Annotated in this window: 15 protein-coding genes and 1 pseudogene; 10 read left to right on the top strand and 6 right to left on the bottom strand. The window is 58.1% G+C overall.

Annotation, left to right across the window (positions count from 1 at the left end; all coding sequences use genetic code 11):
- Positions 1-12 precede the first annotated feature (12 nt).
- Positions 13-2,781 (bottom strand): DNA polymerase I, encoded by a 2,769-nt coding sequence (gene polA, locus HU806_RS21600; protein ID WP_186614189.1) that lies wholly within the window; start codon positions 2,779-2,781, stop codon positions 13-15.
- Positions 2,782-2,855: 74 nt separating this feature from the next.
- Between polA and HU806_RS21595 the strand changes: the two genes are divergently transcribed.
- Together HU806_RS21595 and HU806_RS21590 are read left to right on the top strand one after the other, a co-directional pair.
- Positions 2,856-3,143 (top strand): DUF2782 domain-containing protein, encoded by a 288-nt coding sequence (locus HU806_RS21595; RefSeq protein WP_122567709.1) that lies wholly within the window; start codon positions 2,856-2,858, stop codon positions 3,141-3,143.
- A gap of 59 nt (positions 3,144-3,202) precedes the next feature.
- On the top strand, positions 3,203-4,153 hold the full coding sequence (locus HU806_RS21590) for a homoserine kinase (RefSeq protein ID WP_186614187.1): 951 nt from the start codon (positions 3,203-3,205) through the stop codon (positions 4,151-4,153).
- Between the two features lie 130 nt (positions 4,154-4,283).
- Here HU806_RS21590 and znuA read toward each other — a convergent pair whose 3' ends face one another.
- On the bottom strand, positions 4,284-5,213 hold the full coding sequence (gene znuA, locus HU806_RS21585) for a zinc ABC transporter substrate-binding protein ZnuA (RefSeq protein WP_186614185.1): 930 nt from the start codon (positions 5,211-5,213) through the stop codon (positions 4,284-4,286).
- A 66-nt stretch (positions 5,214-5,279) separates the two neighbouring features.
- Here znuA and zur point away from each other — a divergent pair, with 66 nt between their 5' ends.
- Genes zur through HU806_RS21565 form a run of 4 tightly spaced genes read left to right on the top strand, consistent with a single transcriptional unit; the run spans position 5,280 to position 8,076 of the window.
- Positions 5,280-5,762 (top strand): zinc uptake transcriptional repressor Zur, encoded by a 483-nt coding sequence (gene zur, locus HU806_RS21580; RefSeq protein ID WP_018602776.1) that lies wholly within the window; start codon positions 5,280-5,282, stop codon positions 5,760-5,762.
- A complete protein-coding gene (znuC, locus tag HU806_RS21575) occupies positions 5,762-6,544 on the top strand; it encodes a zinc ABC transporter ATP-binding protein ZnuC (RefSeq protein WP_186614183.1) in 783 nt (260 codons plus the stop codon). Before zur ends, znuC begins: the two co-directional genes overlap by 1 nt.
- Positions 6,537-7,325: a zinc ABC transporter permease subunit ZnuB gene (znuB, locus tag HU806_RS21570; RefSeq protein WP_186614181.1), complete on the top strand. Its 789-nt coding sequence runs from the start codon at positions 6,537-6,539 to the stop codon at positions 7,323-7,325. Before znuC ends, znuB begins: the two co-directional genes overlap by 8 nt.
- A gap of 37 nt (positions 7,326-7,362) precedes the next feature.
- Entirely contained in the window at positions 7,363-8,076 is a 714-nt protein-coding gene (locus HU806_RS21565) for a PA5502 family lipoprotein (RefSeq protein ID WP_186614179.1), read from the top strand.
- A gap of 53 nt (positions 8,077-8,129) precedes the next feature.
- Here HU806_RS21565 and katE read toward each other — a convergent pair whose 3' ends face one another.
- Positions 8,130-10,265 carry a catalase HPII gene (katE, locus tag HU806_RS21560; RefSeq protein WP_186614177.1) on the bottom strand — a complete coding sequence of 712 codons (2,136 nt, stop codon included), beginning with the start codon at positions 10,263-10,265 and terminating at the stop codon, positions 8,130-8,132.
- Positions 10,266-10,531: 266 nt separating this feature from the next.
- Between katE and HU806_RS21555 the strand changes: the two genes are divergently transcribed.
- The 3 genes from HU806_RS21555 to HU806_RS21545 all read left to right on the top strand — a co-directional run bounded on the left by HU806_RS21555 (position 10,532) and on the right by HU806_RS21545 (position 13,066).
- Positions 10,532-11,539, top strand: a complete 1,008-nt coding sequence (locus tag HU806_RS21555) for an ATP-binding cassette domain-containing protein (protein ID WP_186614175.1) — start codon at positions 10,532-10,534, stop codon at positions 11,537-11,539.
- Positions 11,539-12,213 carry a methionine ABC transporter permease gene (locus HU806_RS21550; protein WP_186614173.1) on the top strand — a complete coding sequence of 225 codons (675 nt, stop codon included), beginning with the start codon at positions 11,539-11,541 and terminating at the stop codon, positions 12,211-12,213. The genes HU806_RS21555 and HU806_RS21550 overlap by 1 nt, the downstream gene beginning before the upstream one ends.
- Positions 12,214-12,292: 79 nt before the next feature.
- Entirely contained in the window at positions 12,293-13,066 is a 774-nt protein-coding gene (locus HU806_RS21545) for a MetQ/NlpA family ABC transporter substrate-binding protein (protein ID WP_186614172.1), read from the top strand.
- A gap of 78 nt (positions 13,067-13,144) precedes the next feature.
- Here HU806_RS21545 and HU806_RS21540 read toward each other — a convergent pair whose 3' ends face one another.
- From HU806_RS21540 to HU806_RS21530, 3 genes and pseudogenes are all read right to left on the bottom strand, one after another.
- Positions 13,145-13,912 carry a sulfite exporter TauE/SafE family protein gene (locus HU806_RS21540; protein ID WP_186614170.1) on the bottom strand — a complete coding sequence of 256 codons (768 nt, stop codon included), beginning with the start codon at positions 13,910-13,912 and terminating at the stop codon, positions 13,145-13,147.
- Between the two features lie 219 nt (positions 13,913-14,131).
- Positions 14,132-15,106: a hypothetical protein gene (locus HU806_RS21535; RefSeq protein WP_186614169.1), complete on the bottom strand. Its 975-nt coding sequence runs from the start codon at positions 15,104-15,106 to the stop codon at positions 14,132-14,134.
- A gap of 245 nt (positions 15,107-15,351) precedes the next feature.
- Positions 15,352-15,541 (bottom strand): annotated as a pseudogene (locus HU806_RS21530) (DUF6124 family protein); the annotation flags it as partial.
- Between the two features lie 200 nt (positions 15,542-15,741).
- Between HU806_RS21530 and HU806_RS21525 the strand changes: the two are divergent.
- Complete coding sequence (locus HU806_RS21525; protein ID WP_186614167.1) at positions 15,742-16,581, top strand: DUF3800 domain-containing protein; 840 nt, start codon at positions 15,742-15,744, stop codon at positions 16,579-16,581.
- The last annotated feature ends 618 nt before the right edge of the window (positions 16,582-17,199 follow it).

The following is a 17,199-nucleotide window of genomic DNA, read 5'->3' as shown; positions in this document are numbered from 1 at the left end:
AGGACGTGGGAATCAGTGCGCCTCGTCCCAGTTATTGCCCACGCCCACTTCCACCAGCAGCGGCACGTCCAGGGTGGCGGCGGCGCTCATGTGCAGGCGAACCTCTTCGCGCACCTGATCGACCAGGTCTTCGCGCACTTCCAGCACCAATTCGTCGTGTACTTGCAGGATGACTTTCGCATCCAGACCTGACGCCGTCAGCCAGCCATCCACAGCCACCATGGCTTTCTTGATGATGTCGGCGGCGGTGCCTTGCATCGGTGCGTTGATCGCCGTGCGTTCGGCGCCTTTGCGCAGCGCCGGGTTCTTCGCGTTGATGTCCGGCAAGTACAGCCGACGGCCGAAGATGGTTTCGACGAAGCCTTGCTCGGCTGCCTGGGCACGGGTGCGCTCCATGTATTCCAGCACGCCAGGGTAGCGGGCGAAGTAGCGGTCGATGTAAGCCTGGGACTGCTTGCGATCGACACCGATCTGCTTGGCCAGGCCGAAGGCGCTCATGCCATAGATCAAACCGAAGTTGATCGCCTTGGCACTGCGACGCTGATCATGGGTGACGGCTTCCAGTTCGACGCCGAAAACTTCGGCAGCGGTGGCTCGGTGTACATCAAGGTCGTTGCGAAACGCGTGGAGCAACCCCTCATCCTTGGCGAGGTGCGCCATGATCCGCAGTTCGATCTGCGAATAATCCGCCGCCAGCAGCTTGTAGCCTTTCGGCGCGACGAACGCCTGGCGGATGCGCCGGCCTTCGGCGGTGCGAATCGGAATGTTCTGCAGGTTCGGGTCGATGGACGACAGCCGCCCGGTCGCGGCGACCGCTTGTTGGTAATTGGTATGGACGCGACCGGTGCGGCTGTTGATCTGTTCCGGCAGGCGATCGGTGTAGGTGCTCTTGAGCTTGCTCAACGAGCGGTACTGCATCAATACCTTGGGCAGCGGGTAATCCTGCTCCGCCAGTTCGGCAAGTACCGCTTCGGCAGTGGATGCCTGGCCCTTGGCGGTTTTGCTGAGCACTGGCAAACCGAGCTTTTCGTACAGGATCACGCCCAATTGCTTCGGCGAGCCCAGGTTGAACTCTTCGCCGGCGATGGCAAACGCCTCACGCTCCAGCGCCACCAGCTTTTCGCCCAACTCGACGCTTTGCACGCCCAGGAGGTTGGCATCGACCAACGCGCCCTGGCGCTCGATGCGCGCCAAGACCGGCATCAACGGCATTTCGATTTCGTTGAGGACTTTGCCCAGGCTCGGCGTGGCGGCCAATTTTTCCTGTAGGGCCTGGTGCAAGCGGAAGGTCACGTCGGCGTCTTCAGCGGCGTAGGGCCCGGCCAGTTCCAGGGAGATCTGATCGAAGGTCAATTGCTTGACCCCTTTGCCGGCGATGTCCTGGAAATCCGTCTTGCTTTGGCCCAGGTATTTCAGCGCCAGGCTGTCCATGTCGTGGCGAGTCGCGGTGGAGTCCAGCACATAGGATTCAAGCATGGTGTCGAAAGCGATACCTTGCATGAAAATGCCATTGTCCTGATCACCGCCAATGGCGCAATTGGCCAGGATGTTGGTTTCGAACTTGGCATGCTGACCGACCTTGAGCTTGTTCGGGTTTTCCAGCAACGGCTTGAGAGCGTTGAGCACCGTGTCGCGGTCCAGCTGCTCCGGCACGCCCATGTAGGAATGGGTCAGCGGGATATAAGCCGCCTCAAAAGGGGCCACGGCGAACGACAAGCCAACGAGCTGCGAATGCTGGGCATCGCCACCGTTGGTTTGCGTGACCAAGGAAAACAGCGGCGCCTGTTCGAGCTTGGACAACCAGGCATCGAAGCTCGACTGATCGAGAATGACCTCGTACTTCGCCTCAGCGCCCCCCGGCAGCTCGTCGGCAACTTCAATGATCTCCTGCCCGGCACGCTTGGCGTCACGCTGGTTATCTTCGAACCAGCTCTTGAATTCCAGCAACGTGTACAACTCGGCAAGCTTCTCGTGATCCGGCGCGCCCATCTGCAAATCGTCGAGGCCGATATCCAAGGGAACGTCGGTCTTGATGGTCGCCAACTCGTAGGAAAGAAACGCCATTTCCTTGTGCTCTTCCAGCTTGGCGGCCAGCGTCTTGGCGCCACGAATCGGCAGCGTTGCAACGATATCCAGTTGCGCATACAGCTCGGTCAGGCCGCCGTTGACACCCACCAAGAGGCCGGAAGCGGTTTTTGGCCCGATGCCCGGCACACCCGGGATGTTGTCGGACGAGTCGCCCATTAATGCCAGATAGTCGATGATCTGCTCCGGAGCGACGCCAAACTTCTCCTTCACGCCAGCCACGTCCAGTGCGCTACCGGTCATCGTGTTGACCAAGGTAATGTGGCCATCGACCAACTGCGCCATGTCCTTGTCGCCGGTGGAGATCACCACTGGGCGGTCGGCGGCGGCGCTGCTGCGGGCCAGGGTGCCGATCACGTCGTCGGCTTCGACGTTGTCCACACACAGCAGCGGGAAGCCCAAGGCTTTCACGCTGGCATGCAACGGCTCGATCTGCACGCGCATGTCGTCGGGCATGCTCGGACGATTAGCCTTGTACTCAGCGTAAAGCGCATCGCGAAACGTTCCACCCTTGGCGTCGAATACCACCGCGAACGGGCTGTCCGGATACTGCTTGCGCAGGCTCTTGAGCATGTTCAACACACCCTTGACCGCGCCGGTCGGCAGGCCTTTGGAGGTGGTCAGCGGTGGCAGCGCGTGAAAGGCGCGGTACAGATAAGAAGAACCGTCCACCAGGACGAGGGGGGCTTGGCTCATGAGCAGGATCAACCTTTTCGGCGGGTCCGGGGCTAGAATAGCGGGACCGTTGACGACAAAGGGACAAGGTTATCATGCGTACACTAAATCGCCTGTTACTGGCTGGCTTGTTTGCATTCACCCCGCTAGCCGTCATGGCCGCGGACGACGCACCTTCGGCGGACCCGGATGTCACCATCCGCACCGAAGGTGACAGAACCATTCAGGAATATCGGCAAAACGGCTTTTTGTACGCGATCAAGGTCACGCCCAAAAACGGCAAGCCATACTTCCTCGTGCGCGCTGACGGCACCGATGCAAACTTCATCCGATCGGACCAGCCGGATATGCTGATCCCTTCGTGGAAAATCTTTGAGTGGTAATACCGCTCTCGACTTCAATCGGCGCTCGCTGAAGAGCGCCCGTACTGGCAGTTTTAACCATGTCTGTGTTCACGCCCCTGGCTCGGCCCGAGCTGGAAACCTTTCTCGCCCCTTATGGGCTCGGCCGCCTGCTTGATTTCCAGGGGATTGCCGCTGGCAGCGAAAACACCAACTTCTTTATCAGCCTGGAACGGGGCGAATTTGTCCTGACCCTGGTCGAGCGCGGCCCTGTGCAGGAGATGCCGTTCTTTATCGAGCTGCTGGACGTCCTGCACGACGCCGACCTGCCGGTGCCTTACGCCTTGCGCACCACCGACGGCGTCGCGCTGCGGGAACTGGCGGGCAAGCCGGCGCTGCTGCAACCGCGCCTGGCGGGCAAACACATCAAGCAGGCCAACGCCCAGCACTGCGCCCAGGTCGGCGAGTTGCTCGCGCACCTGCACCTGGCCACCCGCGACAACATGATCAAGCGCAAGACTGATCGCGGCCTGGATTGGATGCAGGAGGAGGGTGCCAAGCTGTTGTCGCACCTCGATGCCGAGCCTCGTCGGCTACTTGAGGCGGCGCTTGATGAAATAACGCTGAAAAAGGTCGGCATCCTGGCGCTGCCGCGCGCCAACATCCATGCCGATCTGTTCCGCGATAATGCAATGTTCGAAGGCACGCACCTGACCGGCTTGATCGACTTCTACAACGCCTGCTCCGGGCCGATGCTGTATGACGTCGCCATCGCCTTGAACGATTGGTGCTCGGATGACGACGGTGCGCTCGATGGCCCCCGGGCGCGAGCGTTGCTGGGCGCCTATGCGGCGCTACGGCCGTTCACCGCCGCCGAGGCCGAGCTGTGGCCCACCATGCTGCGCGTGGCGTGCGTGCGGTTCTGGCTGTCGCGGTTGATCGCCGCCGAATCGTTTGCCGGGCAGGATGTGTTGATTCACGATCCGATGGAATTCCAGCAGCGGTTGGCGCAGCGGCAAACGGTTCACACGGTGTTGCCGTTCGCCCTGTAACAACCGGCGGACCTGAATGCCTTCGTGGCGAGGGAGCTTGCTCCCGCTGGGCTGCGCAGCAGCCCCAAGATTTTGCGGTCGCTGCGCAACCGAGCGGGAGCAAGCTCCCTCGCCGCAGTAGAGTGGTGGGTCACAACGACTCCAGGCATCCCGCCAAATCATTCCCCAGCTTCTCCAACAACTGCTCATACCCCTGCGCCGTCGCCGGGGTGTAGCCGCCCAGTGCATCCAGCTCCGCCAGTTTCACCGGCAGGCCGGCCACCAGGGTTTCGGCCAGGCGCGGGCGCAGGGGCGGTTCGCTGAAGACGCAGGTCTTGCCCACGGCTTGCAAGCGCGTGCGCATCGCCGCCACGTGCTGGGCGCCGGGCTGGACTTCGGCGGCCACGGCGAACACCCCGGCGTGCTTGAGGCCGTAGTTGTCTTCAAAATAGTCGAACGCTTCATGGAAGACGAAATACGGCTTGCCAGCGACCCCAGCCAGACGTGCCTTGAGACGCGCATCCATGGCATCGAGGCGCTGATTGAAGCCCTTGAGGTTGCTTTGATAGCGGGACGCGTTTGCCGGATCCGCTGCGCTCAGGTCAGCCGCCATCTTGGCAGCGATCACCCGCGCATTAAGCGGAGAGAGCCAAAGATGGGCGTCCACCGTGCCGGGGCGATGGTCGTGATCATGCTCATCGCTGCCGTGATCCTCATCTTCGTGGGAGGCACTGTCGTCGGCGAAATGACGCAACTTGAGCCCTGGCAGGTCCTGCACTGCAACGGAAGGCAGCGTACGACCGTTCAACACACGCGGTAGGAAACCTTCCATGTCAGGGCCAATCCAGTACAACAGGTCCACTGACTGCACCTTGCGTACATCCGATGGCCGCAACGCATAGTGATGCGGCGAAGCCCCTGGCGGCAGCAATACTTGCGGAACGGCCACGCCGTCCTGCACGGCGGCGGCAATCAGTTGCAGCGGCTTGATACTGGTGAGGACCTTGACGTCGGCCTGAACCGAGCCAATCAGTAGAAAACTTGCGACAAAAGCGACAAAGAGCGAAAAAATTCGGGACACGATGACCACTCGGAGAGACGAGAACGGGTAACATAATAACGTCTCTCACTAAACTCGTCGCTGCCCATGCCTATTACGCCCCTTGCCAGTCGTCCACATGATCACTCCCACTGCGTGCATAGCGCCTTGTCCGAGGCCGACGCCATCTGCGCGCGCCAAGGGTTGCGCCTGACCGCCCTGCGGCGGCGCGTGCTGGAATTGGTCTGGCAGAGCCACAAGCCGCTGGGCGCCTACGACATTCTTGCGGTGCTCAGTGAGCAGGACGGTCGCCGCGCCGCGCCGCCAACCGTCTATCGGGCGCTGGATTTCCTCTTGGAAAACGGCCTGGTGCATCGCATTTCGTCGCTGAACGCCTTCGTCGGCTGCAACCATCCGGAGCACGCCCACCAAGGCCAGTTCCTGATCTGCCGTGAATGCCACGCCGCCATCGAGCTGGAACAGAAGTCCATCAGCGATGCCATCATCGCCAGTGCCAAGGACGTCGGCTTTGTGGTCGATACCCAGACCGTCGAAGTGGTTGGCCTCTGCTCCGGCTGCCAGGGGGCCTGATGAGCAATGCGTTGATCCGCCTCGAACAGGTGGCCGTGACGTTCGCCGGGCAGAACGTGCTGGACAACATTCACTTGAGCGTCGAACCGGGGCAGATCGTGACGTTGATCGGCCCCAACGGCGCCGGCAAGACCACCCTGGTGCGGGCCGTGCTGGGTCTGCTCAAGCCCGACAGCGGCAGCGTCTGGCGCAAGCCCAAGTTGCGTGTCGGCTACATGCCGCAAAAGCTTCATGTCGATGCGACCTTGCCACTGTCGGTGCTGCGCTTCTTGCGCCTGGTGCCTGGGGTGGATCGCGAACGAGCCTTGGCTGCCTTGAAGGAAGTCGGTGCCGAGCAGGTCATCGACAGCCCGGTGCAAAGCGTTTCCGGTGGCGAAATGCAGCGCGTATTGCTGGCCCGCGCCCTGTTGCGCGAGCCCGAACTGCTGGTGCTCGACGAACCCGTGCAAGGCGTCGATGTGGCCGGCCAGGCCGAGCTGTACAGTTTGATTACCCGTTTGCGCGACCGCCACCGCTGCGGCGTGCTGATGGTCTCCCACGATCTTCACTTGGTCATGAGCACCACCGACCAGGTGGTTTGCCTCAACCGTCACGTCTGCTGTTCCGGGCATCCCGAGCAAGTCAGCAGTGATCCGGCGTTTGTCGAGCTTTTCGGAAAGAACGCACAAAGCCTGGCGATTTATCATCATCACCATGACCACGCCCATGATCTGCATGGCTCGGTGGTCAGTGCCTCACCTGTTTCTACCCACGTTCACGGAGATGGCTGCAAGCATGGCTGATTTTCTGTTGTACGCCCTGCTCGCAGGCTTGGCCCTCGCACTGGTGGCGGGTCCCCTGGGCTCGTTCGTGGTTTGGCGACGCATGGCCTATTTTGGTGACACCTTGTCCCACGCGGCGCTGCTCGGCGTGGCCCTCGGGTTTCTGCTGGATGTCAGCCCGGCTATCGCCGTGACCGTTGGCTGCCTGTTGCTGGCGGTGGTGCTGGTCACCCTGCAACAGCGCCAGCCGCTGGCGTCCGACACACTGCTGGGCATCCTGGCACCGAGCACGCTGTCCCTCGGGCTGGTGGTGCTCAGCTTCATGCGTGACGTGCGGATCGACTTGATGGCCTATCTGTTCGGCGACCTCTTGGCGATCAGCCCGACGGATCTTTCATGGATCCTCGGCGGCAGCGCAGCAGTGCTGCTGTTACTGGTCGCGCTGTGGCGTCCGTTGCTGGCGGTCACCGTCCATGAAGAGCTGGCACGGGTCGAAGGCTTGCCCGTGGTGGGCTTGCGGCTGGCACTGATGTTGTTGATCGCGGTGGTGATCGCCGTGGCGATGAAGATCGTCGGTGTGTTGCTGATTACTTCGTTGCTGATCATCCCGGCCGCTGCCGCGCAGCGGCACGCCCGTTCTCCCGAACAGATGGCATTGGGCGCGAGCCTGCTGGGCATGCTCGCGGTGTGCGGCGGGCTGGCGCTGTCGTGGTTCAAGGACACCCCGGCCGGCCCGTCGATCGTGGTCAGCGCCGCGGCGTTGTTTCTGCTGAGTTTTGTCCTGCCTCGTCGAGGGGTGTAGACTTGCTCGCTTTTTGCGCAAATAGAGAGTCGCAGGAATGAACCCGTTCGCCTCCCGTTATCTGCTCCTTGTCGCGTTCTCCCTACTGCTGGGCGCCTGTCAGAGCACGCCGCCGGTCACCCAGGCTCCCGATACACGGGGCCCGGCCATCGCGCAGCTTGAACAAAGCCTGGCTGCCAATGAACTGGCCACCGCCGAAAATCGATTGACCGCATTGCAGGCTCAATCGCCCGAAGATCCCTCGCTGGAACCCTATCAGCGCCAATTGGCCGAGGCGTATTTGCGCCGCAGCCAGATCGACCTGCAAAAAGGCGACGTGAACGCCGCCGCCACGGCGCTGAGCCGGGCACGTGCACTGATGCCAAAAGCGCCAGCGCTCACCGGCGAAGTCAACAGCGCAATTGCCGAAGCCCGCAAGGCCGAACTGGAAAAAGCCGAAGCCGCGCTCCAGGCCGCCGAAGCAAAACCGGTCGCCAAGGTGATCGATCCGAGTGCGCAAAGCACCACAGTTGCGTTGAACATCGGCGATATCCAGAAGATGCGTCATCAACTGGACGCCATCGCCGCCGATGTAGTGAATTATCAATGTGACGTCAGCATCCAGGCGCCGCGTACCGACGATTACCCTTGGCTGGCCACCTTGCTGACCAAGCGGGTCAAGAAACTTGATCCGGGGTTTGATTTGAAACTGCAGAAGCACATTTTGCGCAGTGTGCCGGCGCAGGTTGTGCTGACTCCGCGTAAGCAGTAAAGCATCGCGAGCGACTTCGCTCGCGATAGCGCCCTACCAGACAACAAATCCCTTTAGGCTGGAACCGCCTTCGCCTTCAGCTCCCGCGCCCAAACCCGATGCTGAGCAATCGCCGCAAAAAACCGCGAAAAACCGCTCGCATCCGCATCTTCGATCAATCCCGCATCCACCTCCAGCTTCAACTCCACCAACAACTGCCGGGCCTCACCATGAAGCCCAATGGCTTTCAGATGCTTGTAGGCCTCCAGCACGTAGTGCAACGCCACGCCGTCGCGACTCAAGGCCTTGATCGACTCCGCTCCACCGGGCACGAACACCGCGTCGAAGGCAATCGACGGCAACCCTTCCATGGACGCATCTACCGCCAACGTCTGCCCATCGGCGGTGGTGACCGGCGCCGAAGTTGGCCCCAGCACTTTGGCGTGGGCGCCCTCAGCCTCCAGGGCCTGCTTGAGCGCATCGATGATCGCCCCATCGACACCGTTAGCCACCAACACCGCCACTTTGCGCGTCTTGATGTCGCCGGACAGCAGGTTCGCCTGGCTTAAGGCGGGGGATTGCTCCAGCGATGGCGTCGGAACGTCGACCGTTCCAGCGGTCGGTGCCGGCAAGCCGAGGTTTTTCGCGACCCGCCCGGCCAGTTCCAAGTCGATGTTGGCGAGGATCTCATTGACCTGCCGCGCCCGGATGAACTCCCGCTCCACCTTGCCCAGCTCGAAGCTGTAGGCCGCGATGATGTGCTCTTGCTCGTGAGCGCTCATGCTTTTGTAGAACAGCCGTGCCTGGGAGAAATGATCGCCGAACGAATCACTGCGTTGGCGGATCTTGTGGGCGTCGATGCGCTCCGGATAACTTTCGAAACCGCCATCCTGCGGGCCGGGCGGGGTTTCCTTCGGCCAGCCGCCGTCGATGGAATTTGGCTCGTAGGAGGCGCGCCCCTTGTCGATGGTGGTGCGGTGCATGGCATCCCGCTGGCCATTGTGTACCGGGGTGATTGCACGGTTGATCGGCAGCTCATGAAAATTCGGCCCACCGAGTCGGCTGATCTGCGTATCGGTGTAGGAAAACAGCCGGCCTTGCAGCAATGGGTCGTTGGAAAAGTCGATTCCCGGCACGATATGCCCGGGGCAGAACGCTATCTGCTCGACTTCAGCGAAAAAATTGTCCGGATTACGGTTCAGCACCATCTTGCCCAGCGGGGTGATGGGAACGAGCTCCTCAGGAATAATCTTGGTCGGGTCGAGCAGGTCAAAGTCAAACTTGTGCTCGTCTTCCTCGGCGACGACTTGCACGCCGAACTCCCATTCCGGGTAATCCCCCGTCTCAATCGATTCCCACAGATCGCGGCGGTGGTAGTCGGTGTCCTTACCGGCCAGTTTTTGCGCTTCGTCCCATACCAATGAACACGTACCGGCTTTGGGACGCCAGTGGAACTTGACGAAGCTGCTGCGACCTTCAGCATTGATCATGCGGAAGGTGTGGACGCCAAAGCCTTGCATGGTCCGTAGGCTCTTTGGAATTGCCCTGTCGGACATCGCCCAGATCACCATATGAGCGGACTCCGGCACCAGCGATACAAAGTCCCAGAACGTGTCGTGGGCCGAACCGCCAGTAGGAATTTCGTTATGGGGCTCGGGTTTAACCGCGTGGACGAAGTCTGGAAACTTCACCGCATCCTGTATGAAAAATACCGGCATGTTGTTGCCCACCAAGTCGAAGTTGCCTTCGTCGGTGAAAAACTTCACAGCAAAGCCACGCACGTCCCGCACAGTGTCGCCGGAACCCCGTGGACCTTGCACGGTGGAAAAGCGCACGAACACCGGGGTTTTCTTGCTCGGGTCCTGTAGGAAACCGGCCTTGGTCAGTGCTGAATGCGCTTCATAGCTCTGGAAATAACCATGGGCGCCGGTGCCGCGGGCGTGAACGATGCGCTCGGGGATGCGTTCGTGGTCAAAATGCGTGATTTTTTCACGCATGATGAAGTCTTCAAGCAGGGACGGCCCACGCGGCCCGGCGCGGAGAGTGTTCTGGTTGTCGGCGATTTTCACGCCTTGGTTGGTACGCAAGGCCTGTTCGGTTGCGTCGGAGCGAAACTGCTCAAGACTCTCGAGCTTGGCGTTGGTATTGCTGCGATCCAGTGTGTCGGTCCCGGCCAGTTGGCTGGGGGCGGCAGGTTTTTCAGTGCTCATCAGGCATGACTCCTCGTTGCGATCCCCGCCTTGGCCAGGACCCGTGGGTTCGATGCGCCAGGCACGGTACCTGGGCATGTTTGGAGTTGCTTAATGAGTGACCGATGCCGTTTCGCTGTGTTCCTTTTTTATGTCCTTTGATCGCCTTATTGCCAATTCGCTGGTTCCATCTCAAATAAATGCTAAGAACCTCTATACGGACAGGCTAAAATGCGCGCCCGGCTAACCGCTGATCCTTTTCCAACGCGCCCCACAAGGTTCGCTACGTGATCGAGTTTCAAAACGTCCATAAAACCTACCGGGTTTCCGGTAAGGATATCCCCGCCCTGCACCCGACCAATCTGACGATTGAGAATGGCCAGGTCTTCGGCCTGATCGGCCATTCCGGTGCAGGAAAAAGTACCCTGCTGCGCCTGATCAATCGCCTGGAAGATTCCACGGGCGGCAAGATCATCGTCGACGGTGAAGAAGTCACCGCCCTGGACGCCAGCGGCCTGCGCCGTTTTCGCCAGCAAGTCGGGATGATCTTCCAGCACTTCAACCTGCTGGCGTCCAAGACCGTGGCCGACAACGTCGCGCTACCCCTGACGCTCGCGGGCGAATTGTCCCGCAGCGACATCGACCGCCGCGTCGCCGAGCTGCTGGCGCGGGTAGGGCTGTCCGACCACGCCCGCAAATACCCGGCGCAGTTGTCCGGCGGCCAGAAGCAGCGCGTCGGCATCGCCCGCGCCCTGGCGACCAAGCCAAAAATACTATTGTGCGACGAGGCCACCAGCGCCCTAGACCCGCAGACCACCGCTTCGGTGCTGCAATTGCTGGCGGAGATCAACCGCGAGCTGAAGCTGACCATCGTACTGATCACCCATGAAATGGACGTGATCCGCCGCGTCTGCGATCAAGTGGCGGTAATGGACGCCGGCGTGATCGTCGAGCAAGGCCCGGTGGCCGAGGTGTTCCTGCACCCCAAGCACCCGACCACTAAGCGTTTCGTCCAGGAAGACGAGCAGATCGACGAAAGCGAACAGCGCGACGATTTCGCACACGTGCCGGGGCGCATCGTGCGTCTGACGTTCCAGGGCGATGCAACCTACGCGCCATTGCTCGGCACCGTCGCCCGGGAAACCGGTGTGGACTACAGCATCCTGGCCGGTCGCATCGACCGCATCAAAGACACCCCCTACGGGCAACTGACCCTCGCCATCACCGGCGGTGACATGGAGGCGGCGTTCGCCCGCTTCACCGCGGCTGATGTCCACATGGAGGTGCTGCGCTGATGGAACTGTTGAATTCGTTTTTCTCCAACATCGACTGGCTGGAAATCTGGCTGGCGACCGGCGACACCTTCCTGATGCTGTTCGGTTCGCTGCTGTTCACCGTGCTGCTCGGCTTGCCCCTGGGCGTGCTGCTGTTCCTCTGCAGCCCGCGCCAGTTGCTCGAAGCCCGGGGCCTTTACGCGCTGCTGTCGCTGATCGTCAACATCCTGCGTTCGCTGCCGTTCATCATCCTGTTGATCGTGATGATCCCGTTCACGGTATTGATCACCGGCACCTCCCTGGGCGTGGCCGGTGCAATCCCACCGCTGGTAGTCGGCGCGACACCGTTCTTCGCCCGCCTGGTGGAAACCGCCCTGCGAGAGGTCGATCGCGGAATCATCGAAGCCACCCAGGCCATGGGCGCAACGACGCGGCAGATCATCGTCAACGCCTTGCTGCCAGAAGCCCGTCCAGGCATTTTTGCAGCGATTACGGTGACGGCGATTACGCTAGTCTCCTACACGGCGATGGCCGGTGTAGTCGGCGCCGGTGGCTTGGGCGACCTGGCGATCCGCTTCGGCTACCAGCGCTTCCAGACCGATGTGATGGTGGTCACGGTGGTGTTGCTGCTGGTGCTGGTGCAGGTGCTACAAACCGTGGGCGACAAGCTGGTTGTGCATTTCTCTAGAAAATAAGGCCTCGCGCCAAATAAACCATGAGCCGGCCATTCGCTGGCAGGCGCCAAGAGCGGGCGCCTCAAAAGGAGTTAGTTGAATGAAGAAGTTACTGGTTGCCTTCGCTGCCGCCGCAGCGTTTTCCGCCCACGCCGCCGACACCCTGACCGTCGCGGCCACGCCGGTCCCCCACGCGGAAATCCTCGAATTCGTGAAGCCGGCCTTGGCGAAGGAAGGCGTGGACCTCAAGGTCAAAGTCTTCACCGACTACATCCAGCCCAACGTACAAGTCGCTGAAAAGCGCCTGGACGCCAACTTCTTCCAACACCAGCCGTACCTGGATGAGTTCAACAAGGCCAAGGGCACGAACCTGGTAAGCGTGGCCGGTGTGCACTTGGAGCCACTGGGCGCGTACTCCAGTAAGTACAAGGCACTTACCGAATTGCCGGGCGGCGCTAACGTGGTGATCCCTAACGACGCTACCAACGGTGGCCGTGCGCTGTTGCTGCTGGCGAAAGCTGGGGTGATCAAGCTGAAGGATTCGAACAACATTCTATCGACTACCAAGGACATTGTTGAGAACCCGAAGGACCTGAAATTCCGTGAACTGGAAGCGGCGACCATTCCGCGGGTGCTGACTCAGGTGGATCTGGCGTTGATCAATACCAACTATGCGTTGGAAGCCAAGCTTGATCCTTCCAAGGATGCGTTGGTGATTGAAGGTAGCGACTCACCTTACGTGAACATCCTGGTGGCTCGTCCGGACGACAAGAATAGCGAGGCGATGAAGAAGCTGGTGGCGGCGTTGCATACGCCGGAAGTGAAGGCTTTTATTCTTGAGAAGTACAAAGGCGCGGTTTTGCCGGCGTTTTGAGCTGATTGGGTGTGAAGAAACGGGGCTGCGCGGAAGCAAGGTCCCGTTTTTTAATCTGATGGCGTTACGCGCGACCTGTCATAGCAATATGGACAACCCCATCCGGCCAATAAGGAATACCAACAAAAAAAGAAACAATATACGAATTAATCCACTCCCATAACGCAAAGCCAAAAATGTGCCTGTCAGGGCACCCGCCATATTACAAATTGCGACCAGCCCACCAATTATCCACAGCACATGACCTGACGGTATAAAAAATAGCAGCGCCGCGCTAAACGTTCCCAAGTTAACCAGTTTTGCTGAAGCGGATGCATTCAGGAAATCGTAGCCAAAATACTTAACGAAAATAAATAACAAAAAACTACCACTGCCGGGACCAAAGACCCCATCATAAAATCCAATTACGCCGCCAAAAAAAACCCCAAGTAGCACTTCTCTGGGTCCACATTGAGCGTTCGAGTGAACAAGCCCTAGATCCTTTTTTGCGAATGTATAAACAGCCATTACCACCAATACAAAAAAGACAAAATATTCCATTATCGCCTTCGGAACGAGCGAGACGGAAAAAGCACCCACAAACGAAAATACAAAAGCCGAGAGCATAGTCGGAAGCATCAGCTTCCAAACAATTTTTATTCTTTTAACGTAACTAAATATAGACGAAAGATTTCCTGCAAGTACAGCCAGCTTATTAGTTCCAAAAACTGTGCTCAGCGAGTGCTGAGGCAATGCGTGAAGGAGGGCGGGTACTTGAACCAGCCCACCTCCCCCCACGGCAGCATCGATCATCCCCCCGCAAAAAGCAAAAAAACCCAACGCAACCATGCCGTATTCAATTTGCATAAAAATCATCCACTATCAACTTCATTATCGGGCGTCATTACCCAATTAAAAAATCTGAGCATGTACAGTCGATCTTTGGATAGTTCGGCCGAATTATTCGGAAGGCATTCAAGAGATATCAATATTGATTAATAGTATATTTTTGCCTACGCCATATCACCAGAAGCCACGCTGAGGGGGAACGCTTAACCAATGCAACCGCTTGCTGCTCTCCTTAAATTACAGCAGCGCTTCATGCAGGGCATGGAAAGCTCTTCCGACACGTTGATTGTAATCAAGCATAACGTCCTTGAGCTGATCAATATCAAGCCTCTGGTCGGCAAGACGACCGAAAGCTTGCGCTGCGGCTAAAGCATGTAATCCATGCTTATTTTCCACTTCGCCAGAATGCACTAAGACATAGCCTTTTGCTTCGCGAAGTTTTTTGAGATTTCTACTCAGCGAGGCATTCAGAGAAACTAGCTTTTCTTCGATATATTGAGCGATAAAATTGTACTCACGTCCATTCCAGAGCTCTGAAGCGATTGAAACCATCATAGCGTTCATGATGGATCGTTTATGCTCTATTGAATTCATGGCAGCTCTATGCTTCGCCACACCTACCTTGTAGAGAAACTCAGAAAAGGCGTTACACTCGTTAACGGCGTATTGATTCTCTACCCAACCTGTAGCACCAAAGGCGGCTGTCATATAGGAATACATACCATCATGTCCCTCATGCCCAAGGCCGAAATCGTCTTTAGCAACCTCATGCATATGCGCCAAGACAATGTTGTATTCCATTTGTTTTTCGACAGAGATAGAGACAGCATCTGCAGATAAACGCATGATTGTTTTCGCGGCAACCAGACTCGTAGTCTTGTGTATTTCGTTCCATCCATTAAAAAATTTTAGAATTCCCACATCAGGTTTATCCTTTTTAAGGAACGCTCGAAATGCGCGCTCAGCATAGGACTGAGCGTCCTGAGTAACTGTGTGGAAAAGGACTTCGCGCATCGCATTCTGAATTTCAGCGACTTGTTCGATCTGCGCAGACACAGGGGCCCTGCGGTGTCCATCTGAGAGCAATCTTCCGGGAATCTTCAGATTTTTTAGATGTTTTGGTAACCCATCAATAAAAACCTCGCCAAAGTCGTGTATAGACGAAGAACCGTCGAACATGTTGAAGCGGTTGTGCAATGACGATGAGTTCATGATTTAGCCTTGATCCTTAAAGGCTTACAGAGGGCAACGATCCAACATTCAAGTCACCATTAAGTGCAAGCAAATAATAGAAACCATAGGCAAGGCGCACAAGCCGGCGGATTCCGGCGTAGTTGTAGGCAAAGGCGCAAGGATGAGTAGCTTGGTGGAAGGGTTGGTGGCGGGAGAATAAACAGAGTTCGTCTTTAGCCTGTAGTTCGGAACGAGAGTGCGTGCCTCAACCAAAAGCAAACCCGACGCATGGAGGATATCACGGCGAGGACCTTCCAGATCGAAGGCCAGGTTGCTGACCATCGCGTCGGCTACCGCCAGGGTTTCGCTGAGGTTGGCGAGGACGGATTCGTTGTCGGCATTTTTTGCGACGGTGAAGAGTTGACCCGGTTGGGACGTATCTTCGGACTTTTCCGGCTTTGGTAGCAGGTAGTGACAGAAAACGGGGCTCACCCCAACGGTCACGGAAGCCACACAAGATCACGGGCAATCATCAATTTGATTGACATAGTGATTGTTCCGCAACAATACTTACCCCAACGCATGAGAGGTGACTCTCGTGCCTACCTTCCGAGGCCCGCTTGAGAGAAATCTCTGCGGGCTTTCGTGTTTCTATGGCAAGGAATCCGGTCACTATGACGCATTACGTCGCGTACCTGGACGAATTCGGGCACGTCGGCCAGTACGTCTCGCGCAACCATCCAAGGTATAAAACGCATCCTGCTTTCGGGTTTGCTGGCCTGATCCTTCCGGCTACCGAAATCCGCGAGTTCGCAATCTATTTCTACAAGCTGAAATGCCAACTCTTAGCGTTCGACCTTGCCAACGATAATCCCAAGAATCTGCCGGCCTATCAGTGGGAAAAAAAGGGTTCTCAGCTTTATGCACTCCGTAACGTCACCAAATACGAGCAGCTCCGGCGCTCCACGTTCCGTCTACTGAGCCACATTGAGAAAATCGGCGGTCACGTGTTCTACACGGGAGAGCACAAGACGACTGACCCTGATGCCCATGACTCCACCGAGACGTTCAAACGACAGCTTTTGCAGTCAGTGCGCAAAATAGACCGTTTCTGCGTACAGAGCTGCTCAACCTTCATGTTGATGCTCGATGAGCAACGCTGCGGTAATGAATGGCGGGAAACTAATGTGGAGGTCTGCACGCTGGCAATGTTTGAGGATGCGTCGGAAAAATGCAGGGCACTCATTGAGCCGCCAATTCAGGCCGAAAGCCACCTGTTCCAAACCATCCAGTGCGCCGACTGGATCTGCGGCCTTATCGGGCGCCTGACAGCCTTGTTCGTTGCCCCTGGTGAATATCCAGAGCTGGAACCATTCGACAAGTATTTTTCAGATCGTATCGCCAAAGTCACAATGCCAGGCAGCGGCCTGGAACACCAGAAAACCGCTGAGGTACCTGCCGAGCAGGCCGGAGAGGCTATGCCCGACGCAACGGGGGCCCTTGCAGGCGATTAATCCTTGTAAGGTACCTAGAGCGCTAGTAAAGCAAACCCGACATCGTGTATCGGGTTTGCTTTTTATGAGGACATTTACCTGCTATCGCGGATCGACGTTATCCAGCACCCGATGCTACCTCTTCCCTACTAAAAGAAGGGTGGCGGCTGTACGCAGGTTAGTAGACCGGGGAGATCAGCATTGCCGGCGCGCCGAAGCGCCCTGCGCACAGCCACCATCAAGGACAAAGTAAATCTGCCTGGATGGAGAGCTCATGCATCTTACTGACACAACCTCGGGCTACTAAACCCGGCCACTGATGGGCAGTGGCAGGGAAACGATAGAGCCCGGGGACAAGGCGCACAAGCCGGCGGATTCCGGCGTAGTTGTAGGTAAAGGCGCAAGGTTGGGTAGCCTGACGGACGGGAAGTGGTGGGAGGATAAACAAGGCTCGGTTTTGACCCGTAAATTGGAGCTAGACGGATTTACGGTAGGGGCTCCAAGTGGGTGATACGGTTTTGTCTGTAGGATTTTTTCGGGGCGGGTGGGGCTGCTTTGCAGCCCAGCGGGAGCAAGCTCCCTCGCCACGAATATTTGACCGGCTTAGGGATGCTGAGCAACCCAAGGATCTGCTTCATT

Source organism: Pseudomonas sp. SWRI154, from assembly GCF_014268645.1.
In the GTDB taxonomy this organism is placed as follows: Bacteria; Pseudomonadota; Gammaproteobacteria; order Pseudomonadales; family Pseudomonadaceae; genus Aquipseudomonas; species Aquipseudomonas marvdashtae.
The sequence above is the reverse complement of the archived record's forward strand: the minus strand, read 5'-3'. Positions and strand labels throughout refer to the sequence as shown.